Origin of the sequence: Paraburkholderia antibiotica (assembly GCF_012927125.1) — a bacterium.
Lineage (GTDB): Bacteria > Pseudomonadota > Gammaproteobacteria > Burkholderiales > Burkholderiaceae > Paraburkholderia > Paraburkholderia antibiotica.
Genome location: NZ_JABBFZ010000003.1, coordinates 374,894 through 397,394, shown reverse-complemented (window position 1 = coordinate 397,394; position 22,501 = coordinate 374,894). Strand labels below are relative to the sequence as shown.

The window sequence follows — 22,501 nt, the reverse complement described above, 5'->3', positions numbered from 1 at the left end:
AGTATCCTTTCGCGGTTACGCGTGAGCCGGTTGACGCGCGGCGTACACGCGCTCCTTGAACGGCGTGAGGCCGATACGGTTGTACGTATCGATGAAACGCTCGCCGTCCTGACGGTTTTCCACGAACGTATCGATCACCTTGCTCATCACGTCCGGCATTTCCTCGGCCGAGAACGACGGGCCGATCACGCGGCCCAGATGTGCGCCGGTCGCGCCGGTGCCCTGCTCGCCGCCGAGCGTCACCTGGTACCACTCCGAGCCGTCCTTGTCGACGCCCAGAATGCCGATGTTGCCGACGTGGTGGTGACCGCACGCGTTGATACAGCCCGAGATGTTCAGCGACACATCGCCGAGGTCGTACACGTAGTCGAGATCGTTGAAGCGTTCCTGGATCGCCAGCGCGATCGGAATCGACTTCGCGTTCGCGAGCGAGCAGAAGTCGCCGCCCGGGCACGCGATGATGTCGGTCAGCAGACCAATGTTCGGCGTCGCGAAACCTTGCGCCTTGGCTTTTTCCCACAGCTCGAACAGATCGCGCTTCTTCACGTCCGCGAGGATCAGGTTCTGTTCGTGCGACACGCGGATCTGGCCGAACGAATACTCGTCGGCCCAGTCGGCGACCGCTTCCATCTGCGCGTCCGTCGCGTCGCCCGGGGCGATCGTGGTCGGCTTCAGCGACAGCGTGACCGACGCGTAGCCCCCGACCTTGTGCGGACGCACGTTACGCTCGACCCAGCGGGCGAACGAGCGGTTTTCCAGCAGATGCTTTTCGAACGATGCGTCGGTGTCCGGCAGCTTGTCGTAGGCGGGCGGCACGAAGTATTGCGCGACGCGATCCACTTCCGCCTGCGTGAGCGTGGACGGACCGTCCTTCAGGTGCTGCCACTCTTCGTCGACCTGCGCGGAAAATTTCTCCGGCGACAGCGCCTTCACGAGAATCTTGATCCGCGCCTTGTACATGTTGTCGCGCCGGCCGTAGCGGTTGTACACACGCAACACGGCTTCGCAGTAGGTCAGCAGATGCTGCCACGGCAGATCGCGCTTGATGATCGCGCCGACGATCGGCGTGCGGCCCAGCCCGCCACCGGCAAGGATGTCGACCAGCAGTTCGCCCTGCTCGTTCTTCTTCAGATACACGCCCATGTCGTGGATCTGCACGGCCGCGCGGTCTTCCTTCGAGCCCGACACCGCGATCTTGAACTTGCGCGGCAGCCATGCGAATTCCGGGTGGAACGTCGACCATTGACGCAGGATTTCGGCCCACGGACGCGGATCGACCACTTCGTCGGGCGCGACGCCCGCGAATTGATCGGCGGTGATGTTGCGGATGCAGTTGCCCGAGGTCTGGATGCCGTGCATCTGCACGGACGCGAGCTTGCGCAGGATTTCCGGCGTTTCCTCAAGCTTGATCCAGTTGTACTGGATGTTCGAACGGGTCGAGAAATGGCCGTAGCCGCGGTCGTGTTCGCGCGCGATCTGCGCGAGCACGCGCATCTGGTCGCTGCGCAGGTTGCCGTACGGAATCGCGATGCGGTGCATGTACGCGTGACGCTGGTAGTACAGGCCGTTCTGCAGGCGCAGCGGACGGAATTCCTCTTCGCTCAATTCGCCCGACAAGCGGCGGCGAACCTGATCGGCGTACTGCGCGACCCGTTCATCGACGATGGTCTGGTCGTACTGATCGTATTGGTACATTCGGGGACCCCAATTTTTCGAAACTTGCGTGTCACGCGGCGGTCCGGTTCCGCCGCGGCTCGAATATCCGTGTTGGTCAGTTCAGGCAGACAAGCGTTTAGACCGATCGCTTATTTGCTTATGACAAATACAGATATCCATATTGAAAAAGATGGACAGATCGTAATAAACTCGCCTTATATTTCAAACGACTAAAAAATTCTTTTTATATGCGGCGAGGTTATATATGAACCTGCACCAATTCCGCTTCGTCCGCGAGGCTGTGCGGCAGAACTACAACCTCACTGAAGCGGCCAAGGCGCTATTTACCAGCCAGCCGGGCGTCTCGAAGGCGATCATCGAGCTCGAGGACGAGCTGGGCGTCGAGATCTTCACCCGCCACGGCAAGCGCGTGCGCTCGCTGACCGAGCCGGGCCGCATCATATTGCAATCGATCGAAAAAATCCTTCAGGAAGTGGAAAGCCTCAAGCGGGTCGGCAAAGACTACGCCGCGCAGGATCAGGGCAACCTGACGATCGCCGCGACCCACACCCAGGCGCGCTACTCGCTGCCCGCCGCGATTGCAGAATTCAAGAAGCGCTTCCCGAAGGTTCACCTTTCGATTCTGCAAGGCAGCCCGACCCAGGTCGCCGAAATGGTGCTGCACGACCAGGCCGACCTCGCAATCGCGACCGAAGCGATCTCCAACTATAAGGAACTGGTGTCGCTGCCCTGCTTCCAGTGGCACCACGTCGCGGTGATGCAGCAGGATCATCCGCTGCTCGAGCGCAAGCTGCTGTCGCTCGACGATCTGACCCAGTACCCGCTGATCACCTACGACAACGCGTTCGCCGGCCGCACCAAGATCAACGAGGCGTTCCGCCTGCGCGGCCTGCACCCGGACATCGTGCTGGAGGCGATCGACGCCGACGTGATCAAGACCTACGTCGAACTCGGCCTCGGCGTCGGCATCATGGCCGACATCGCGTTCAACGCCGAGCGCGACCGCCACCTGCGCGCGATGCCGGTCGGCCATCTGTTCGGCAGCAACGTGACGCGCGTCGCGCTGAAACAGGGCGCGTATCTGCGCAGCTACGTGTACACGCTGGTCGAGCTGCTGTCGCCGAGCCTGAACCGCAGGCTGATCGAGCAGGCGCTGAAGGGCGAACACGAATCCTACGAACTTTGACCGGGGACCGCCACCACCCCGGCACGACCTTGCCTTCCCGCTTTGGAGACCTTCTGATGACGTCGCATAACAATAAGCTTCGGAAAACCCTGCGCGGCCTGACGGCCGTGGCCGCTGCCGCCGGCGCGCTGCTCGTCGCGGGCGCCGCGCGCGCCGACCTGAAAGTCGGCATCGATCTGTCGAACACCGGCCCCGCCGCCGTGATCGGCATCACCAGCAAGAACGCGATGCTGATGTGGCCGCCGACCATCGCCGGCCAGAAAGCCGACTACATCTTCCTCGACGACGCGTCCGACCCCGGCGCGGCCGTGCGCAACATCCGCAAGCTGATCAACGAAGACCACGTCGACGTGATCGTCGGCCCGAACATCACGCCGGCCGCGATGGCCGCGCTCGATCCGGTCGCCGAAAGCCAGACGCCGATGATCACGCTGATCGGCTCGGCGAGCGTGGTCGAGCCGCAGGAAGGCAAGAAGGTCTGGGCCTACAAGATGGCGCAGACCGACAGCGCGATGGCCGACGTGATGACGCGCTACATGGCGAACCACAACGTCAAGACGGTCGGCTTCATCGGTTTCGCCGATGCGTACGGCGAAAGCTGGCTCAACGAGTTCGGCAAGTTCGCGGCGCTGCGCCATATCCAGCTGGTCGCGACCGAGCGCTACAACCGCACCGACGCAAGCGTGACCGGCCAGATCCTCAAGCTGATGGCCGCGAAGCCGGACGCGATCCTGATCGCCGGCGCGGGCACGCCGACCGTGCTGCCGCAGCGCACGCTGATCGAGCGCGGCTACAAGGGGCCGATCTATCAGACGCATGGCATCGCGACGCCGGAATTCATCAAGCTCGGCGGCAAGGACGTGGAAGGCACGCTGTTCCCGACCCAGCCGGTCGTGGTCGCGCGCACGCTGCCGGCCGATCATCCATCGAAGAAGGCGGCGCTCGCGTTCGTCAACGCGTACGAGGCGAAATACGGTCCCGGCAGCGTCACGCAGTTCGCCGGCGATGCAGCAGGCGTGTATCCGCGCCTGCAGGACGCGGTGGCGCGTGCGCTGAAGACCGCGCAGCCGGGCACGCCGGCGTTCCGCGTCGCGCTGCGCGACGAACTGGAGCACGCGCATGAGCTGGTGGTGCCGAACGGTGTTGTCAATACGAGCCCGAAGGATCACGTCGGCCTCGATCAGCGGGCGAGCGTGATGGGCATCATCAAGGACGGCAAGTTCGTTTATCTGAGTCAGTGAGGATCGCGGCCCGGTTCTGAACCGGGATTCCGATTGATACATTCGATGGCGGCCCGCTGGATGGAGGCCGCCGCGCGCTGAGCGGTTCGCTGAGCGGTGACCCGCTCAGACGGCCAGGCCGCCGAGCGACGCAGACGATGCCGCCATCAGCACTCGCCCTTCTTCGCGTGACCCGGAGGGCAGTGACCACGCTCGTGGTGGTGATGGCGCTCCTCCCATTCCCGGCGTTCCCAGTAGCGATGACCGTCCCAATAGCGGTCGCCGTGCCAACCCTGCTGAACGACGACAGGCTGCTGCACCATGACCGGAGCGGGCGTACCGACGTTGACGTTCACGTCGACCGCGTACGCCGCGCCGGACAGACCGATGCCAAGGCCTGCGCCCAGCAGGGCAGCGAGAAGATATTTCATAGCATTCTCCAAACTCGATTGATATAGGGCGTGTGGCACGCGGCCACACACGATACGTACGGGAGGATTCGCCGCCCTCCCTGTAACGGCCAGCGGCAAAGCATCGTAGACCGCGGCTGGCGACGCGGGGCACTTTTTGATCAAAGTTAACAACTGGCGGCGTCTCCGCCAACCGCCACCCGGCACCGCACGCGACGCAGAAAAGCCACCGCCCACCCCAATCCGGTCATCCGACTCAGGTATGCTGGGCGCTTTCGTAACCAGTTCCGCTCAAGGGGAGACCATGCGGCGCGTTGTATTCAATCAGAAAGGTGGCGTGGGCAAATCGACCATCGTCTGCAACCTGGCGGCGATCAGCGCGAGCGAAGGGCTGCGCACGCTCGTGATCGACCTCGATGCCCAGGCGAATTCGAGCCAATATCTGCTCGGCCCGCAGGCAGGCGAGCTGCGCCCGACCGCCGCCGACTTCTTCGACACCGCGCTGTCGTTCAGCTTCAAGCCCGTCGAGGCAACCTCGTTCATTCACTCGACCCGCTTCGAGAACCTCGACGTGATGCCCGCGCATGCGGACCTCGACACGCTGCACGGCAAGCTGGAATCGCGCTACAAGATCTACAAGCTGCGCGACGCGCTCAACGAGCTCGACATGTACGACGCGATCTACATCGACACACCGCCCGCGCTGAACTTCTACACCCGCTCCGCGCTGATCGCCGTCGAGCGCTGCCTGATTCCGTTCGACTGCGACGACTTTTCGCGTCGCGCGCTTTACACGCTGCTCGAAAACGTCAAGGAGATCCGCCAGGATCACAACGACGCGCTGGAAGTGGAAGGGATCGTCATCAACCAGTTCCAGCCGCGCGCGAGTCTGCCGCAGAAGCTGGTCGACGAACTGATCGGCGAAGGTCTGCCGGTGTTGGGGGCGCGGCTGTCGTCGTCGGTGAAGATTCGCGAGTCGCATCAGCAGGCGACGCCGGTCATTCACCTCGATCCGGGACACAAGCTCGCACAGGAGTATCGGGCGCTGCATCGGGAGTTGAGCCAGTAGTCCACGCCTGCGCGCGGAAAATCACCGACGCCGGCTTGCCGGTTCGCGGATGCAGCGGTTCGCGCATCTGCCGCAGCACCAGCCCGCTCGCGCCGATCAGCTCGATCCACGTCTGCAAGGTGCGGAAGTACCACGGCGGCGCATCGCTGAAGGCGTCGCCGAAACCGGCCCACGAACCGCTGCGCCAGCCGTCGACGTACGGCGCGTCGCCGCACGCCAGCACCGGATGCAAGGTCTGCACGATCAACGAGCCGCCGGGTGCGAGCAGCGTCGGCATCGCGCGCAGCAGATCGTCCACCGACTCCTTGCCGAGCAGCGAGAAATTGCAGACCACCACGTCGACGCGCAGATCGAGCGCGCCGGCGGCGATCTCTTCGTACGACAGCACGCGGGCATCGTTCACGCCCGCATCGGTCGCCGCGCGCACCAGTTCGGCCACGACGTCGACCGCCGTCACGTCGATGCGCTGGCGCTGCAACGCGAGCGCGAGCCAGCCTTCGCCGCAACCCAGATCGAGCAAGCTAGCCGGTTCGCACGCGAGCACCGCGTCCAGCACGGCCTGATCGGTCGCGAGCCGCCGGCTTTCGATTGCGCCGTCGCGCACCGCGCTCTGCCACGGCGCCGCGTTGTGCCGCCATGCATCGATGATCTTGCTGTCGCTCAAGGGGTCGAGGTTCATTGGCTGCGTGGCCCGGAAAGGTTGGCGGTGAGGATTGTGCCGCCGATTGTCGGCGCGTCGACCGTTATCGCGCAACGGCACGACGACAACGAAATTGTTAAAGTAGCGGATTCTCTCCCATCCGCACTCGCAGTCCCCACCATGCGCACCACCCGAGCCATCCACGCCGTCGAGCGCCTGAAAACGCGCACCGGCAATCCGCGCTTCGCCGCGATCAGCCTGTCCGGCGGCGTGTTCTACCTGGTCGATAAATCGAGCGGCATCGATAAAAAAGTCTCCGACCCGCTCGAACTCGACGACTTCGTCAAATTCGTCGACGCCTACGGCCCGCAAAAACCGCGCAAGGCCAGCAAGCTCGACATCGCGTTCGAAGCACAGATCAAGAAGAGCAAGGGCGGTTGAGGCCCCGAGCGGCTTCGATACCTGCGCCACTGCCGCGCTTAATGCATCACCTTCTGCACCCTCTCACGCGCCGGCAAGCTTCACCCACCGCCCATCGGCCGCACTGCTTTTCAGCACCGCGTCGATAAACCGCAAACCGTCGACGCCGTCATCGACGGTCGTCAACAGCAGGCTCTCCGGTGGCGGCGCACGACCCGCGTTCAACGCGTCGATCTGCAACGCCGCATCCTTGTATAGCTGCGCGAACGCTTCCAGATAGCCCTCCGGATGCCCAGCCGGCACGCGCGTCGCATGCGCGGCGATCGGGCTCTTCACGCGAGCGCGCGTCAATCGCTCGGCCGCGCCGCCCAGCGGGGTGAACCACAATTCGTTCGGCGCTTCCTGATCGAACGCGAGCCCCGCCTTCGTGCCGTACACGCGCAGCCGCAACGCATTCTCCGCGCCGCTCGCCACCTGACTCGCCCACAACATGCCGCGCGCGCCGTTCGCGTAGCGCAGCATCGCCTGCACATGATCGTCGATGCGACGCCCCGGCACGAACGTGTGCAGTTCCGCCGACAAAGCGTCGGGCCTGCGCCCCGTCACGAACGCGGCCAGTTGATACGCATGCGTGCCGATATCGCCGAGACAACCGGCCGGGCCGGCCAACGCCGGATCGGTGCGCCAGACGGCCTGCCGGTTCGCGCCGCCCGCTTCGACCGGCTCGGCGAGCCAATCCTGCGCATACTCGACCTGCACGACGCGGATCTCGCCGAGTTCGCCGCGCTCGACCAGCTCGCGCGCATGCCGCACCAGCGGATAGCCCGAATACGTGTGGGTCAGCGCGAACAACCGCCCTTTCGAACGCGCAAGCTGCGCGAGCGCTTCGCCTTCGGCCAGCGACACCGCCAGCGGCTTATCGCAGATCACGTGGATGCCGGCGTCGAGAAACGCCGTCGCGACCGGCGCGTGCAGATGATTCGGCGTGACGATCGCGACCGCGTCGATGCCGTCGTCGCGCGCGGCTTCGGCACGTGCCATCTCGCGCCAGTCCGCGTAACTGCGCGCGATGCCGGCCTCGGCGGCGCTCGCCCGCGCGCGCTCAGGATCGGACGACAGCGCGCCCGCCACCAGTTCGAAGCGGTCGTCGAGCCGCGCGGCGATCCGATGCACCGCGCCGATGAACGCGCCCTGCCCGCCGCCGACCATGCCGAGCCTGAGCTTTCCGTGTTGCATCGTTTGCACTCCCTGGGTTCGCGAGCGCGCCGCCGTCAGAGGCCCAGCACGCGCTTCAGTTGCGCGGCATCGACGCCGCTGCCGGCGAAATCGTCGAACGTATGCTCGGTCACGCGGATGATGTGGCGACGGATAAACTCCGCGCCTTCACGCGCGCCATCGTGCGGATGCTTCAACGCGCACTCCCATTCGAGCACCGCCCAGCCCGCGAAATCGAACTGCGCCATCTTCGAGAAGATCGCGCCGAAATCGATCTGCCCGTCGCCGAGCGAGCGAAAGCGCCCCGCGCGTTCGACCCAGCCGCTATAGCCGCCATACACGCCCTGCTTGCCGGTCGGTCGGAACTCGGCGTCCTTCACATGAAACGCCTTGATGCGCGCGTGATAGATGTCGATGAACGCGAGGTAGTCGAGTTGCTGCAGCACGAAATGGCTCGGGTCGTACAGGATGTTCGCGCGCGGATGCTCGTCGAGCGCGGCGAGAAAACGCTCGAACGTCACGCCGTCGTGCAGGTCTTCACCCGGATGCAGCTCGTAGCAAACGTCGACGCCGGCGGCGTCGAACGCATCGAGAATCGGCCGCCAGCGGCGCGCGAGTTCGTCGAATGCGGCCTCGACGAGACCGGCCGGCCGCTGCGGCCACGGATACAGATACGGCCACGCGAGCGCGCCCGAAAACGAGACGTGCGTGCTGAGGCCCAGACGCCGCGACGCCTGCGCCGCGAGCTTCATCTGCGCGATCGCCCATTCGGTGCGCGCCGCCGGATTGCCGCGCACGGCCGGCGCGGCGAAGGCGTCGAACAACGTGTCGTAGGCCGGATGCACGGCGACCAGTTGGCCCTGCAGATGCGTCGACAATTCGGTAATCGCGACGCCCGCGCGATCGACGGTTTCGCGCAGTTCGTCGCAATACGCGTCGCTGGTCGCGGCTTTTTCGAGGTCGATCAGACGTGAATCGCACGGCACCTGGATGCCCTTGAAGCCGAGCCCCGCGGCCCAGCCGGCCAGATGCGCGAGATTGTCGAACGGCACGTCGTCGCCCATGAACTGGGCGAGAAAAATCGCCGGACCCTTGATGGTTTTCATCGTACGGCTCCTCGAACGGGCGCGCGCCCGCACGGCCTCCGCTCACCTGACGCGAACGGGACCGTGCAACGCGCGCGCTATGCGTTGCCCAACGCGTGGCCTGAAGCGTGGCTCAAAGCGCCGCTCAGAACGGCGAGTCCGGGAAATAGAACTGCTGCGCGTTTTCCTTCGTGATCAGCACCGACGGAATGATCGTCGTCGCCGGCAGCTTGTCGCCCTTCAGGCGCGCTTCGGCAGTCAGCTTGATCGCGTCGTAGATGAATTTCGGCGAGTACGACACATCGGCCTTGATCATCGGCGCGCCGTCCATCACGTTCTTCACCATGCCCTTCGAGCCCGCGCCGCCGAACACGATCTTGATGTCGTTGCGCCTGGCCTGATCGATCGCCTTGATCACGCCGACCGCCATGTCGTCGTCGGCGGCCCACACGGCGTCGATGTGCTTGAAGCGCGTCAGGTAGTCCTGCATCACCTTGAACGCGTCGTCGCGATTCCAGTTCGCGTACTTGCCGTCGAGAATCTTGATCTCGGGGTAGTTCTTCAGCACGCCGGTGAAGGCGGTCCAACGTTCGTTGTCGAGCGTGGTCGGAATGCCGCGCAGCGCGACGATGTTGCCCTTGCCGTCGAGCGCCTTCGCCAGATACTCGGCGGGGATCTTGCCGAACGCGGTGTTGTCGCCGGCCACGTACGCGTCCTGCGCGCTGGTGTCGGTCAGGCCGCGATCGACCACCGTCACGTACACGCCTTTCTTCTTCACCTGCGCGACCGGTTGCGTGAGCGACGCCGATTCATACGGGAAGATCACCAGCGCATTGATCTTGTTGACCGTCACGAGGTCCTGCAGCTGGTTCGCCTGCTCGGGCGCGTTGGCCGCGGTCTTCACGATCACCTTCAGATCGGGATGCGCCTTCTCCAGATCGGCCTTCGCCTTGTTCGCCCACCACACGATGCCGCCGGTGAAACCGTGATCGGCCGTCGGAATCGCGACGCCCAGCGTGACCTTGTCGTCGGCGCGCGCCACGCCGGCCGTGCCCAGCATCCCCAACGCCAGCATGCCGGCGCCGATCGCTCGAATGACCTGCTTCATGGTGTGTCTCCTGTCATGAGGCGTTCGCGCGCCCCGATTATTCGGAACTGCCGTTGGTTCACTGCGACTGCGTTGTTGCGTTTGCTCGTTTCGTTTGCCACCCACCACTACCGCCGCCCCCGCTGCACGAACGCGACGAAAATAATCACGACGCCCTGCACCGCCGCGTTCAGATACACGCTGATGATGCTGGTCAGATTCAGAATATTGGCGATCACCGACAGCAGGATCGCGCCGATCACCGTGCCGATCACGCGTCCTTCGCCGCCCTTCAACGCGGTACCGCCCACCACCACCGACGCGATCGCCTCCAGCTCCCACAGCAGACCCGTGGTCGGCGTCGCCGAACCGAGCCGCGGCACGTACAACACCGTCGCGACGCCGACGCAAATCCCCAGCAGCACATAGGTGACGATCTTCACCGTATCGACGCGGATCGCCGCATAACGCGCGACCTGTTCGTTCGAGCCGATCGCCTGCACGTGCCGGCCGAACGCGGTGCGGTTGAGGATCAACGCGCCGCCCGCCGCGACCACCAGAAACACCCAGATCGGCACCGGCACGCCAAACAGACTCGCGTAATAGACGGGACCATATAGATCGGATAACGAATCGTTGAGCGTCAGCGCGCCGCCGTCGGCGAGCCACGTGAGCACCGCGCGAAAAATCCCCAGCGTCCCAAGCGTGACGATGAACGGCTCGATCCGCCCTTTGGTGATCAGCAGGCCGTGCGCGCAGCCGAACAATGCACCGAGAACCAAAGCAGCGACGATGCCGATCGTCACAATCGCGAGCGGCGCGAACGTGTGGCCGGTTGCACCCGATGCCAGCGCGTTCATCAGCCAGATCATGCTGCCCGCGATCAGCGCGGCCATCGAGCCGACCGACAGATCGATGCCGCCGGAAATGATCACGAAGGTCATACCGACCGCGATGATGCCGATGAACGACGTGCGCGTGAGCACGTTCATCAGATTGTCGAGCGTCGCGAAGTCGCGATTGAGCAGCGTGCCGACGATGCACAGCACGATCAGCCCGACCAGCGGCCCGAGCGCGTAGAGACGCTGGGCGACGCGCAACGCGCGGCGGGATTGCACCGCTTCAGTGGGTGCCGGTCGCATGGGCGATCAACTCCTCTTCGGTCAGATGTTCGAGCGTAAGCGTCGCTTGCAGGCGTCCGGCGCGCATCACCGCGACGCGATGGCACAAGCCGATCAGCTCGATCAGTTCGGATGAAATGACGATCACCGCGCGGCCCTGCGCAGCGAGGCGGTGAATCAGAAAATAGATGTCGCGCTTCGCGCCGACGTCGACGCCGCGCGTCGGCTCGTCGAGCACGATCACGTTCGGTTCGGGTTGCAAGAATTTCGCGAGCGCGAGCTTCTGCTGATTGCCGCCGGAGAGCATGCGCGCGCGGCTCGACAGATCGCCGGTGCGAATGCCGAATTCGCCGACCGCCTTCTGCAACGCCGCGCGCCCCGCCTTCAGGTCGAGCAGCGGATGCGCGTAGCGTTCGAGCGTCATCAGCGTGAGGTTGTCCTGCAGGCTCAGGTTGACGTGCAGGCCCTTGCCCTTGCGGTCCTCGCTCAGGTACGTGAGGCCGTGGCGCATCGCGTCGCGCGGGTTCCTCAGATCGACTGCCCGGCCTGCGATCTCGATCGTGCCGGCCGTGCGTTTGCGCAAGCCGATGATCGCCTCGAACGCCTCGGTGCGGCCCGCGCCGACGAGCCCCGCGAAGCCGAGCACTTCGCCCGCGCGCACCTCGAAGCTCAGATCCTCGACCCAGTCGGGCACCGTGAGACCACGCACCTGCAACGCGAGCGGCGTGTCGGCGGGCACCGTCAGCTTGGTCGGAAACATGTCGGACAGCTCGCGCCCGACCATCAGGTTGGCCATCTGCTGCCGCGCGAGTCCCGCGGTTTCGCCGCGCGCGACGAAGCGGCCGTCGCGCATCACGATCACTTCGTCGGTGATGCGTTCGACCTCGTCGAGCTTGTGCGAGATGTAGACGATCGTCACGCCGTCGGCCTTCAGCTTCGCCATCAGCGCGAACAGGCGCTCGGTTTCGGCGGGCGTCAGCGTCGCGGTCGGTTCGTCCATGATCAGCAGCCGCGCGCGCCGCGACAGCGCCTTCGCGATCTCGACCATCTGCTTTTCCGCGACGATCAGCTCGCGCACTTTCGTGTCCGGCGATTTCTGCAGACCGACCTGCGCGAGATAGCGCGCGGCGTCGGCGCGCATCGCGGCATCGTCGACGAACCAGCCGCGGCGCTTTTCGTGGCCGAGGTACATGTTCTGCGCGATCGTCAGATGCTCGGCGAGGTTGAACTCCTGGTGAATCAGCACGATGCCCTGAGCTTCGGCATCGCGCGAACCGGCGAAGCGCTGCGCGTGACCGTCGACGAACACGCTGCCCGAACTCGCCGCCTCGTAACCGGCAAGGATTTTCATCAGCGTCGACTTGCCCGCGCCGTTCTCGCCGAGCAGTCCGTAGATGCGCCCCGGCGCCAGCTCGAAGCTCACGCCGTGCAGCACGCGCACCGGACCGAAGTCCTTGCGGATGTCGTCGAAGCGGATCGCGAGGCTCATCGCTCAAGCGCTCCCGCGTATCACGAGGCGATGCGGCAGCAGCACGCCCGGCACGTTGACCTGCGGATTCGCGAGGCGTTGCAGCAGCAGCCGCGCGGCGGTCTCGCCGAGTTCGCGCATCGGCTGCGCGATCGTCGTGAGCGGCGGATCGATCTGCGCGGCGAGCGAGATGTCGTCGAAGCCGGCCACCGCGACATCGTCGGGCACGCGCTTGCCGACGCTGCGCAGGCCGTGGATCACGCCGATCGCGAGCGTGTCCGATACCGCGAAAATCGCGCTCGGCGCGTCGGGCTGCTGGATCAACGCGGCGGCCGCGCTCGCGCCCGCTTCGTAGTCGAGACTGTTCAGGTTCATGCGCCAGCGCGGATCGGGCGCGATGCCCGCGTCGCTCAACGCGTCGAGATAGCCCTGCTGACGCTGGCGCGCATACAGATAGTCGACGTCGGAATTGATCAGGCCGATGCGCCGGTGGCCGCGCGCGAGCAGATGCCGCACGGCGTCGCCGGCCGCGCGGTAGTTGTCGATGCCGACGTACGGCACGCCCATCGCCGGATCGAATTCGCAGCACGCGACCCATGGCAGCGCCTGCGACGCGTCGCCGAGCGCCTGCTGGATGGTCGCCGGGTCGAGGCAGATCGCGCCGTCCGCGCGACGCCGCCGCAGCATATCGAAGTAGCTGCGCTCGCGGCCCGGATCGGCGCCCGTGTCGCACAGCAGCATGAAATAGCCGTGCTGACGCGCGACGCTGTCGATGCCGCGCACGATTTCCGCGTAGAACGGGTTGCCGAAGTCGGGGACCATCGTCAGCAGCAGGCGGCTTTCGGCGGTGCGCAGATTGCGCGCGAGTTCGTTGACGCGGTAGCCGCTCGCATCGATCGCGGCCAGCACCTTGTCGCGCGTCGCCGGCCGCACGTTGTCGTGACCGTTCAGCACGCGCGACACCGTCGCGACCGACACCCCCGCCTGCTCGGCGACGCCGGCAATCGACGGACCGTCGGACGCTTGCGCGTGACGCGCCGCGCGCGCCCGCGACGAGCTTGCGGCGCCCGGCACGACAGCCGACGACGAGGAGGACGATGTTCTGGACACGAGACCCGTAGCGCAAAATGTAATCGATTACATTTTTGGGCGATGGCGATGCGAAGCGCAAGGACCGATCGCTAGGGATTAATACGGGGGCGCGAATCGGGCATCGGGCCGCCGCGCCACGCCGCACCCACGGCTACGACCCTGGCTATAGCCGCCGCCCTCGCCGCGCTCGCCACAACCGGCCCGTTCCGTACGCACGCGCCCCGCCGCCCCTTCCCGCCAAGTCCCGTCCAGCCGGCCGCTTGCCCGCGAGCGGCCGGGGCGAGTCCGCCATTTGGTACAATCCCGCAGTTTCCCTGACCACGCGGCCCGCCGGCCTGCAGTTCGACGCAGAGGCTTGTTCCGCGAGGCCACGCGCCCTCGCCCAACCCGGGCGAAAAGTCAGGGCAAAAGTCAGCGGCCCCTACCCGCTCGCCAAACCAAAACCGCCGAATCCACCATGAACATCGAGCAAGCGCGTTTCAACATGATCGAACAGCAGATCCGCCCCTGGGAAGTGCTCGACCAGGACGTGCTGAATCTGCTGTCGATCGTCAAACGTGAGAATTTCGTCCCCGCCGCTTACCGCGACCTCGCTTTCGCCGACTTCGAAATCCCGCTGCCGGCCGGTCAGCACATGCTGGCGCCGCGCGTCGAAGCGCGCGTGTTGCAGGAACTGGCGGTGAAGAAGCACGAAAGCGTGCTCGAAATCGGCGCGGGCTCGGGTTACATGGCGGCGCTGCTCGCACACCGCGCCCAGCACGTGCTCACCGTCGACATCGAGCCGGAACTGGCCGAACTCGCGAAGAGCAACCTGATCGCCAACGGCGTGCTGAACGCCGAAGTCGCGACCGGCGACGCGGCGCGCGGCTGGGCCGGCGCGGCACCGTACGACGTGATCTGCGTTTCGGGCGGCCTGCCGGTGCTGCCGCAGGAAATCCTCGAACAACTGAAGGTGGGCGGCCGTCTCGCGGCGTTCGTCGGTAGCGCGCCGGTGATGAAGGCGCAGATCATCACGCGTATCGACGAAAAGCAGTACCGGATTTCCGACGTGTTCGAAACCTACATCGAGCCGCTCGCTAACGCAGTGCAGCCGGCACGCTTCAAGTTCTAAACTGTCTTCCGAGACGCGTTACCGATCCGGACGGCGCAACCGCCACCGTCCTCCGAACTGGATGTTCCGCAGATGCAAAACCTGACCGCTCCGGCACTTGCCGAATGGCTCGCCGATACTTCGCGCCCCGCGCCCGTGCTGCTCGACGTGCGCGAGCCGTGGGAACTGCAAACGGCGTCGATGGCCGGCATCGTGTCGATCCCGATGCGCGAGATTCCCGCGCGCAGCGAAGAACTCGACGACGACGCGCAGATCGTCTGCATCTGCCATCACGGCGCGCGTAGCGCCCAGGTCGCGATGTTCCTCGAATCGCGCGGCCATACCAACGTGTTCAATCTGCAAGGCGGCATCGACGCGTGGTCGCGTCAGGTCGATCCTTCGGTGCCGACGTACTGAGATTCGCCGCGCTGGCCGCCAGGGCCGCTGGCAAAGTCGCACACTGAAACGGCGCAAGGACTGATGGTCCTTGCGCCGTTTGTCTTTGGTGCTGCTGCATCGCAGGCTGCACGGCGTAGCAAGCCGCCACCCACTCGCCGCTCATTCGCCCCTACGCCGTCTCCCTCAACACCTCCGCAACCGTCCCGAAGATCTCGTCGAGCTGCGCTTCCTCGACGATCAACGGCGGCGAGAACGCGAGGATGTCGCCGGTATAACGCGTCAGCACGCCCTTCTCGAAGCAGCGCACGAACACGTCGTAAGCGCGCGTGCCGGGCGCGCCGTCGCGCGATGCCAGCTCCACGCCGCCCACCAGTCCGAGATTGCGCACGTCGATCACATGCGGCTCGCCACGCAGCTTGTGGATCGCACGCTCGAACACCGGCGCCATCCGCGCGGCGCGTTCGAACAGTTGCTCGCGTTCGTACAGATCGATGGTCGCGCATGCGGCGGCCGCCGCGATCGGATGCCCCGAATACGTGTAGCCATGGAATAGCTCGATGCCGCCCGGCGCGCCGTTCACGATCGTGTCGTGAATCTTCGCGCTCGCGGCGACCGCGCCCATCGGCGCGGCGGCGTTGTTGGTGCCCTTGGCCATCGTCAGCAGATCGGGCGTGACGCCGAAATACTGCGCGGCGAACGGCGCGCCGAGGCGTCCCCAGCCGGTGATCACTTCGTCGAAGATCAGCAGGATGCCGTGCTTGTCGCAAATCTCGCGCAGCCGCTGCAGATAGCCCTGCGGCGGAATCAGCACGCCGGTCGAGCCCGCCACCGGCTCGACGATCACCGCCGCGATCGTCGACGCATCGTGCAGCGTGACGAGCCGCTCGAGCTCGTCGGCCAGATGCGCGCCCCACGCGGGCTGCCCTTTCGAGAACGCCGCCTCCTTCAGATTCAGCGTGTGCGGCAGATGATCGACCGCCGGCAGCAGGCCGCCTGAAAACGCCTTGCGATTTGGCGCGATGCCGCCAACCGAAATGCCGCCGAAGCCGACACCGTGATAACCGCGCTCGCGACCGATCAGGCGCGTGCGCTGTCCTTCGCCGCGCGCGCGGTGATACGCGAGCGCGATCTTCAGCGCGGTATCGACCGCTTCGGAACCGGAGTTCGCAAAGAAGATGTGCTTGAGGTCACCCGGCGTATGACGCGCGATCTTGCTCGCGGCCTCGAACGCCTTCGGATGCCCCATCTGGAAGGTCGGCGCGAAATCCATTTCCGCGGCCTGCGCCTGCACCGCCGCGACGATCTCGTCGCGGCAATGTCCGGCGTTCACGCACCACAGTCCCGCCGTGCCGTCGAGGATGCGTCGGCCATCGTGCGACGTGTAGTACATCCCTTTCGCGCTCGCAAGCAGACGCGGCGCGCTCTTGAACTGGCGGTTCGCGGTGAAGGGCATCCAGAACGCGGACATATCGGGTGGGCTGACGGGGGCACGCTCGCTCATGTCGGGTCTCCTGATTAATGGTCTTTCAGTGTAGGCACAGCGCGCGTCATGCACAAAGTCGCGGCGTGCATGCACCGCCTCCGCATCGCTCGTGCTCATCGCCCCTAGCTGGCGGCAAAGCGCGCGTCGTCGCGGCGCGGCGCGCACCCGAACGAGGCGCGGCGCACGCGGCTGCACCAGTTTCGCGCCGCCGTATGCCACGGCTTGCCACGGCCGATAGCGAGCGCGCGCTCGCGTGTCGACGCCACAAGCCGCACCGCAACACGCCGCGCACGCGCCTGTGCGCTTCATGCTCCCCGCATGTTCAAACTGGCATGTGCCTTGCAGTACACGAGCGGCAAATCGTGCGGCTTCGGCGTTGCTGGCCGAAATCGACGCTCATAAACAGTGACCATCCATGGCAAGGGGAAACACATGAAACGTCGCAGTCTGTTGAAGTTGGGTTCCATGTCCGGCGCGTTGGCGCTCGCGGGTCGCGTGCCGTTCGCGCATGCGCAGCCCGACAGTGGCCCGATCAAGGTGGGCATCCTGCATTCGCTGTCCGGCACGATGGCGATCTCCGAGACCTCGCTGAAAGACACCGCGTTGATGACGATCGCCGACATCAACAAGAACGGCGGCGTGATGGGCCGGCAGATCCAGCCGGTGGTCGTCGATCCCGCGTCGAACTGGCCGCTCTTCGCCGAGAAGGCGCGTCAACTGTTGACTCAGGAAAAGTGCGCGGTCGTGTTCGGCTGCTGGACGTCGGTGTCGCGCAAATCGGTGCTGCCGGTGTTCGAGGAGCTGAACGGTCTGCTGTTCTATCCGGTGCAGTACGAAGGCGAAGAGATGTCGCGCAACGTGTTCTACACGGGCGCGGCGCCCAATCAGCAGGCGATCCCCGCGACCGAATATCTGATGAGCGCCGAAGGCGGCGGCGCGAAGCGCTTCTTCCTGCTCGGCACCGACTACGTGTATCCGCGCACCACCAACAAGATCCTGCGCGCGTTCCTCAAATCGAAGGGCGTGCAGGAAGCCGATATTCAGGAGGTCTACACGCCGTTCGGCCACAGCGACTATCAGACCATCGTCGCGAACATCAAGACCTTCTCGCAAGGCGGCAAGACCGCGGTGATCTCGACGGTGAACGGCGATTCGAACGTGCCGTTCTACAAGGAACTCGGCAATCAGGGGCTGAAGGCGTCGGACGTGCCGGTGGTCGCATTCTCGGTCGGCGAGGAGGAACTGCGCGGTATCGATACGAAGCCGCTGGTCGGCAATCTCGCCGCGTGGAACTACTTCATGTCGGTGCGCAATCCGGCCAACGAGAAGTTCAAGAAGCAATGGGCCACGTGGGTCAAGGACAACAACCTGCCGGGCGGCGCGAAGCGCGTGACCAACGATCCGATGGAAGCGACCTTCGTCGGCATTCATATGTGGAAGCAGGCGGTCGAGAAAGCGAAGAGCACCGAGGTCGACAAGGTGCGCGTCGCGATGGTCGGGCAGACCTTCGCGGCGCCGTCGGGCTTCACGCTCGAAATGGACGGCAATCATCATCTGCACAAGCCGGTGATGATCGGCGAAGTGCGCGCCGACGGCCAGTTCAACGTGGTATGGCGCACCAAGGGACCGGTGCGCGCGCAGCCGTGGAGTCCGTTCATCGCCGGCAATGCGGGCAAGCCGGATGTGGTGTCGTCGATTCCGGCGTTTCTCAGGCGCGCACGCGTTGCGTGATGTTGCGTGATGCGGTGAGAGACGAGCGGCATGGCGGACGGCTGAGTGTCCGTCATGCCGCCGCACGACGCCACCGCAGCCACCGCATGGCGATGCGCAGGCGTGGCCGCACATCGCGTGGGCGCCAGATGTTGTGCGCGTCGCCGACGCTTCGCGCGCTGCGATGGACTCGCCACGTAGCTCGCCCGCCGTTGCCATCCGCACGACAAGCACCACTCGAACGCGCAGCGGCGCGTGCTTTCCCACTGCGCCGCGTTCGCCCGTTTCATCCGCTCATCGATTCGCCCAAGTACACAAGGCCATCATGGCGTCTTTATCTCCGACCTCCATACCCCGACACGTCACTCCGAGCGCCGCACGTTACTTCGCATCCCGTACGATCTGCGGCGCCGCGTTCGTGCTGCTTGCGCTCGCGATGCCATCCGCCGCGTTCGCGCTGACCCAGGCCGACGTCGCGCCGCTCGCCGGCGACGACTTCGCGGCGAAGTCCGCCGCCATCGACACACTGATCGCGACGCACGACGCCGCCTCGCTCGCGGTCCTGAACGCGCTCGCCGACGACAGCGCGCTCGCCACCGACTCGGGCGCGTTGCTGCTGCAAGACGGCGACACCACGCGCGATGCCGTCACCGGCCAGGCCGTCGCCGCGAGCGACGCGCAGCCGGTCACGCTGAACAACCTGCTGCGCTCGAAGGTGGCGGGCGCGCTGTCCGGCCTGCAACTCGCGTCGCCCAACCACGACGCCCGCGCCGCCGCCGTCGACGCGCTGCTGCGCAACCCCGACCCGTCGCTCAAGCCGCTCGTCGACGCGGCCCGCGCGAAAGAGACCGACCCTGCGCTGAAGAAGCGTCTCGACACGCTGTGGGCGATGAGCGCGCTGCACGACGCCGATCCGGCGAAGCGCCTCGAAGCCGTGCAACTGGTCGCCGCGCGCCACGACCTCGACATGAACGAACTGCTGCGCCCGCTGGTCGCGAAGAAGGCGGACGGCTCGTACGCCGAAACCGATGCGCGTGTGCGTGCCGCCGCGCAAAGCGGCATCGACGCGCTCGATGCGATCCAGCGCCGCAGCCAGATCGCCGGCACGCTGTTCGCGGGGCTCTCGCTCGGCAGCGTGCTGCTGCTCGCCGCGCTCGGCCTCGCGATCACCTACGGGCTGATCGGCGTGATCAACATGGCGCACGGCGAATTCCTGATGATCGGCGCGTACGCGACCTACGTGGTGCAGAACCTCTTTCAACGCTTCGCGCCCGGCGCGTTCGACTGGTATCCGCTCTTCGCGGTGCCGGCCGCGTTCGTCGCGGCGGCGCTGGTCGGCATCGTGCTCGAACGGCTGGTGCTGAAGCACCTGTACGGCCGTCCGCTGGAGACGCTGCTGACCACTTTCGGCGTGAGCCTGATCCTGATTCAGGCGACCCGCATGCTGTTCGGCGCGCAGAACGTGCAGGTCGTGAATCCCGCGTGGATGAGCGGCGGCGTGACCGTGCTGCCGAATCTGATCCTGCCGTATAACCGGCTCGCGATTCTCGCGTTCTCGCTGATCGTCGTCGCGATCGCGTGGGCCGTGCTGACGCGCACGCGGCTGGGGCTCTTCGTGCGCGCGGTCACGCAGAACCGCCGCATGGCCGCGTGCGTCGGCGTGAAGACCGCGCGGGTCGATTCGTATGCGTTCGCGTTCGGCGCGGGCATCGCAGGACTCGGCGGCTGCGCGCTGTCGCAGATCGGCAATGTCGGGCCCGACCTCGGCCAGAGCTACATCATCGATTCGTTCATGGCGGTCGTGCTCGGCGGAGTCGGCCAGCTCGCGGGCACGGTGCTCGGCGGCTTCGGGCTCGGCCTCGTCAGCAAGGCGATCGAACCGTTCTGGGGCGCGGTGCTCGCGAAGATCGCGGTGCTCGTGCTGATCGTGCTGTTCATCCAGAAGCGTCCGCAGGGCATGTTCGCCCTGAAGGGCCGTAGCGCGGAGGCATGAGATGACATCGGCGACTTCTTCGGCCAACCCGAATTCCACTGCGGCGTCGCGCGGCGGTGTGGTGGGTAACACAAGCAATGCGAGTCATGCAGGTCATCCGGCAGCCGATGGCGCCCTGCACGGCGCGCGCGGCGAATCCAACACGGGCTTCGCACTCGGCCTGCCGCCGCGCCCCGCGTTGCTGTCGCGACGCGCGTGGCTCGCGCTGATCGCGCTCATCGTCGTGTTCGGTCTTGGTGTGCCGTTCGCGGCACTGGTAATTCCCGAGACCAGCGCACTGCATCTGTCCGCGTACGCGATGACGCTGACCGGCAAGTTCATGTGCTACGCGATCGCCGCGCTCGCGCTCGATCTGGTGTGGGGCTACTGCGGCATCCTGAGCCTCGGTCATGCGTTGTTCTTCGCGCTCGGCGGCTACGCGATCGGTATGTACCTGATGCGCGCGATCGGCCACGACGGCAAGTACGGCAGCGATCTGCCCGACTTCATGGTGTTTCTCGACTGGCACCAGTTGCCGTGGTACTGGCAGGGCACCCAGCATCTCGGCTACGCGCTGCTGCTGGTCGTGCTGGTGCCGGCCGTGGTCGCGTGGGTGTTCGGCTTCTTCACGTTCCGCTCGCGCGTGAAGGGCGTGTATCTGTCGATCATCACCCAGGCGATGACCTTCGCCGCGATGCTGCTGTTCTATCGCAACGAAACCGGCTTCGGCGGCAACAACGGCTTCACCGACTTCAAGCGCATCGGCGGTTTTCCGATTACGCACCAGGGCACACGCGCGGCGCTGCTGCTGTTGACCTTCGCGGTGCTGATCGCAGCCTTCATCGGCGCGCGCGCGATCGTCACGTCGAAGCTCGGCCGCGTCGTCACCGCGGTGCGCGACGGCGAAACGCGGCTGATGTTCCTCGGCTACAGCCCGCTCGCCTACAAGCTGTTCGTGTGGACCGTGTCGGCGGTGCTGTGCGGAATCGCGGGCGCGCTGTACGTGCCGCAGGTCGGCATCATCAATCCGGGCGAGATGTCGCCGGGCAACTCGATCGAAATGGCAATCTGGGTCGCCGTGGGCGGACGCGGCACGCTGATCGGACCGATCATCGGCGCGTTCGCGGTGAACGGTGCGAAGAGCTTTTTCACCGCGAATTTTCCGGAGTACTGGCTATTTTTCCTTGGCCTGATTTTCGTGCTGGTGCCGCTGTTGCTGCCGAACGGCATCATGGGTCTCGCCGATCTGCTCAAGCGCAAGGGGAATTCTCGATGAACGAAAACCCGATGGTCCCCGATCTGGATCTGCCCGAAGCGCCGGCGGAACGATCGCTGAGCGGTGTCGCGAGCATGGGGCACGCGGTCGTGCCCGGCGAGATCGACACCTCGCACGGCACGATCCTCTACCTCGAAGACGTGACCGTCAGCTTCGACGGCTTTCGCGCACTGAACACGCTGACGCTCGCGATCGACGCGGGCGAATTGCGCTGCATCATCGGCCCGAACGGCGCGGGCAAGACGACGATGATGGACGTGATCACCGGCAAGACCGCGCCCGACGACGGCAAGGTCTTCCTCGGCCAGTCGATCGACCTCACGCGGATGAACGAACCGGCGATCGCGCGCGCGGGCATCGGCCGCAAGTTCCAGAAGCCGACCGTGTTCGAGCAGCATCCAGTGTGGGAAAACCTCGAACTCGCGATGAAAGCCGACAAGGGCTGGTGGGCATCGCTGCGCGCGCGGCTCGATCGCGACGCGCAGGCGCGCATCGAGGAAACGCTCGCGCTGATCGGGCTGGAAAGCGAAGCGCTGCGGCTCGCCGGCGAGCTGTCGCACGGCCAGAAACAGCGGCTCGAAATCGGCATGCTGCTGATGCAGCAACCGGCACTGCTGCTGCTCGACGAACCCGCGGCCGGCATGACCGACGACGAAACGATGCAGCTCGCCGACCTGCTGAACCGGCTGCGCGGCACCTGCTCGATGATGGTCGTCGAGCACGACATGGAGTTCGTCGCGGCGCTCGCGGGCACGACGGGCAAGGTGACGGTGATGGCCGAAGGACGTGTGCTCGCGCACGGCACGCTCGACGAAGTGAAGCGCGACGAGACCGTGATCGAGTCGTATCTGGGACGCTGAACCACGATTGAACAGGATGAC

General features: G+C 65.6%; 20 protein-coding genes. 10 read left to right on the top strand and 10 right to left on the bottom strand.

The features are described 5' to 3' along the window. Positions 1 to 15: 15 nt before the first annotated feature. On the bottom strand, positions 16 to 1,695 hold the full coding sequence (locus tag HHL14_RS08635) for a nitrite/sulfite reductase (RefSeq protein ID WP_169497167.1): 1,680 nt from the start codon (positions 1,693 to 1,695) through the stop codon (positions 16 to 18). Positions 1,696 to 1,921: 226 nt separating this feature from the next. On the opposite strand from HHL14_RS08635, the gene HHL14_RS08630 reads away from it, so the two are divergent. Together HHL14_RS08630 and HHL14_RS08625 are read left to right on the top strand one after the other, a co-directional pair. Continuing rightward, a complete protein-coding gene (locus HHL14_RS08630) occupies positions 1,922 to 2,863 on the top strand; it encodes a CysB family HTH-type transcriptional regulator (protein WP_169497166.1) in 942 nt (313 codons plus the stop codon). 56 nt (positions 2,864 to 2,919) lie between these two features. Further along, complete coding sequence (locus HHL14_RS08625; protein WP_169497165.1) at positions 2,920 to 4,104, top strand: ABC transporter substrate-binding protein; 1,185 nt, start codon at positions 2,920 to 2,922, stop codon at positions 4,102 to 4,104. A gap of 146 nt (positions 4,105 to 4,250) precedes the next feature. Here HHL14_RS08625 and HHL14_RS08620 read toward each other — a convergent pair whose 3' ends face one another. Continuing rightward, positions 4,251 to 4,514: a hypothetical protein gene (locus tag HHL14_RS08620; RefSeq protein ID WP_169497164.1), complete on the bottom strand. Its 264-nt coding sequence runs from the start codon at positions 4,512 to 4,514 to the stop codon at positions 4,251 to 4,253. A 283-nt stretch (positions 4,515 to 4,797) separates the two neighbouring features. Here HHL14_RS08620 and HHL14_RS08615 point away from each other — a divergent pair, with 283 nt between their 5' ends. Next, a complete protein-coding gene (locus HHL14_RS08615; protein ID WP_169497163.1) occupies positions 4,798 to 5,562 on the top strand; it encodes a ParA family protein in 765 nt (254 codons plus the stop codon). On the opposite strand, the gene HHL14_RS08610 is transcribed toward HHL14_RS08615, so the two are convergent. Then, the gene (locus HHL14_RS08610) at positions 5,492 to 6,241 is read right to left on the bottom strand and encodes a class I SAM-dependent methyltransferase (RefSeq protein WP_169497162.1); all 750 of its coding nucleotides are present in this window, start codon (positions 6,239 to 6,241) and stop codon (positions 5,492 to 5,494) included. The genes HHL14_RS08615 and HHL14_RS08610 overlap by 71 nt on opposite strands. A gap of 141 nt (positions 6,242 to 6,382) precedes the next feature. Between HHL14_RS08610 and HHL14_RS08605 the strand changes: the two genes are divergently transcribed. After that, on the top strand, positions 6,383 to 6,643 hold the full coding sequence (locus HHL14_RS08605) for a hypothetical protein (protein ID WP_169497161.1): 261 nt from the start codon (positions 6,383 to 6,385) through the stop codon (positions 6,641 to 6,643). Between the two features lie 63 nt (positions 6,644 to 6,706). Here HHL14_RS08605 and HHL14_RS08600 read toward each other — a convergent pair whose 3' ends face one another. The 6 genes from HHL14_RS08600 to HHL14_RS08575 form a co-directional block, all read right to left on the bottom strand. Beyond that, positions 6,707 to 7,858 carry a Gfo/Idh/MocA family protein gene (locus HHL14_RS08600; protein ID WP_169497160.1) on the bottom strand — a complete coding sequence of 384 codons (1,152 nt, stop codon included), beginning with the start codon at positions 7,856 to 7,858 and terminating at the stop codon, positions 6,707 to 6,709. 35 nt (positions 7,859 to 7,893) lie between these two features. Next, positions 7,894 to 8,943, bottom strand: a complete 1,050-nt coding sequence (locus HHL14_RS08595; RefSeq protein ID WP_169497159.1) for a sugar phosphate isomerase/epimerase family protein — start codon at positions 8,941 to 8,943, stop codon at positions 7,894 to 7,896. A gap of 124 nt (positions 8,944 to 9,067) precedes the next feature. After that, entirely contained in the window at positions 9,068 to 10,030 is a 963-nt protein-coding gene (locus tag HHL14_RS08590) for a substrate-binding domain-containing protein (protein ID WP_169497158.1), read from the bottom strand. Between the two features lie 107 nt (positions 10,031 to 10,137). Then, positions 10,138 to 11,151 carry an ABC transporter permease gene (locus tag HHL14_RS08585; protein WP_169497157.1) on the bottom strand — a complete coding sequence of 338 codons (1,014 nt, stop codon included), beginning with the start codon at positions 11,149 to 11,151 and terminating at the stop codon, positions 10,138 to 10,140. Beyond that, complete coding sequence (locus tag HHL14_RS08580) at positions 11,132 to 12,619, bottom strand: sugar ABC transporter ATP-binding protein (RefSeq protein WP_169497156.1); 1,488 nt, start codon at positions 12,617 to 12,619, stop codon at positions 11,132 to 11,134. The genes HHL14_RS08585 and HHL14_RS08580 overlap by 20 nt, the downstream gene beginning before the upstream one ends. Before the next feature lie 3 nt (positions 12,620 to 12,622). Continuing rightward, on the bottom strand, positions 12,623 to 13,672 hold the full coding sequence (locus tag HHL14_RS08575) for a LacI family DNA-binding transcriptional regulator (protein WP_329601636.1): 1,050 nt from the start codon (positions 13,670 to 13,672) through the stop codon (positions 12,623 to 12,625). A 475-nt stretch (positions 13,673 to 14,147) separates the two neighbouring features. Between HHL14_RS08575 and HHL14_RS08570 the strand changes: the two genes are divergently transcribed. Then, complete coding sequence (locus tag HHL14_RS08570) at positions 14,148 to 14,801, top strand: protein-L-isoaspartate O-methyltransferase family protein (RefSeq protein WP_169497154.1); 654 nt, start codon at positions 14,148 to 14,150, stop codon at positions 14,799 to 14,801. A 72-nt stretch (positions 14,802 to 14,873) separates the two neighbouring features. After that, the gene (locus HHL14_RS08565; RefSeq protein WP_013088667.1) at positions 14,874 to 15,197 is read left to right on the top strand and encodes a rhodanese-like domain-containing protein; all 324 of its coding nucleotides are present in this window, start codon (positions 14,874 to 14,876) and stop codon (positions 15,195 to 15,197) included. Between the two features lie 151 nt (positions 15,198 to 15,348). On the opposite strand, the gene HHL14_RS08560 is transcribed toward HHL14_RS08565, so the two are convergent. Beyond that, positions 15,349 to 16,680 carry an aspartate aminotransferase family protein gene (locus HHL14_RS08560; RefSeq protein WP_169497153.1) on the bottom strand — a complete coding sequence of 444 codons (1,332 nt, stop codon included), beginning with the start codon at positions 16,678 to 16,680 and terminating at the stop codon, positions 15,349 to 15,351. 414 nt (positions 16,681 to 17,094) lie between these two features. On the opposite strand from HHL14_RS08560, the gene urtA reads away from it, so the two are divergent. The 4 genes from urtA to urtD all read left to right on the top strand — a co-directional run bounded on the left by urtA (position 17,095) and on the right by urtD (position 22,480). After that, positions 17,095 to 18,393: an urea ABC transporter substrate-binding protein gene (urtA, locus tag HHL14_RS08555; protein ID WP_169497152.1), complete on the top strand. Its 1,299-nt coding sequence runs from the start codon at positions 17,095 to 17,097 to the stop codon at positions 18,391 to 18,393. 304 nt (positions 18,394 to 18,697) lie between these two features. Then, positions 18,698 to 20,365 (top strand): urea ABC transporter permease subunit UrtB, encoded by a 1,668-nt coding sequence (gene urtB / locus HHL14_RS08550; RefSeq protein ID WP_169497151.1) that lies wholly within the window; start codon positions 18,698 to 18,700, stop codon positions 20,363 to 20,365. Position 20,366: 1 nt separating this feature from the next. Then, positions 20,367 to 21,620, top strand: coding sequence for an urea ABC transporter permease subunit UrtC (gene urtC, locus HHL14_RS08545; RefSeq protein WP_169497150.1), 1,254 nt, complete (start codon positions 20,367 to 20,369; stop codon positions 21,618 to 21,620). Next, the gene (urtD, locus tag HHL14_RS08540; protein WP_169497149.1) at positions 21,617 to 22,480 is read left to right on the top strand and encodes an urea ABC transporter ATP-binding protein UrtD; all 864 of its coding nucleotides are present in this window, start codon (positions 21,617 to 21,619) and stop codon (positions 22,478 to 22,480) included. The genes urtC and urtD overlap by 4 nt, the downstream gene beginning before the upstream one ends. The last annotated feature ends 21 nt before the right edge of the window (positions 22,481 to 22,501 follow it).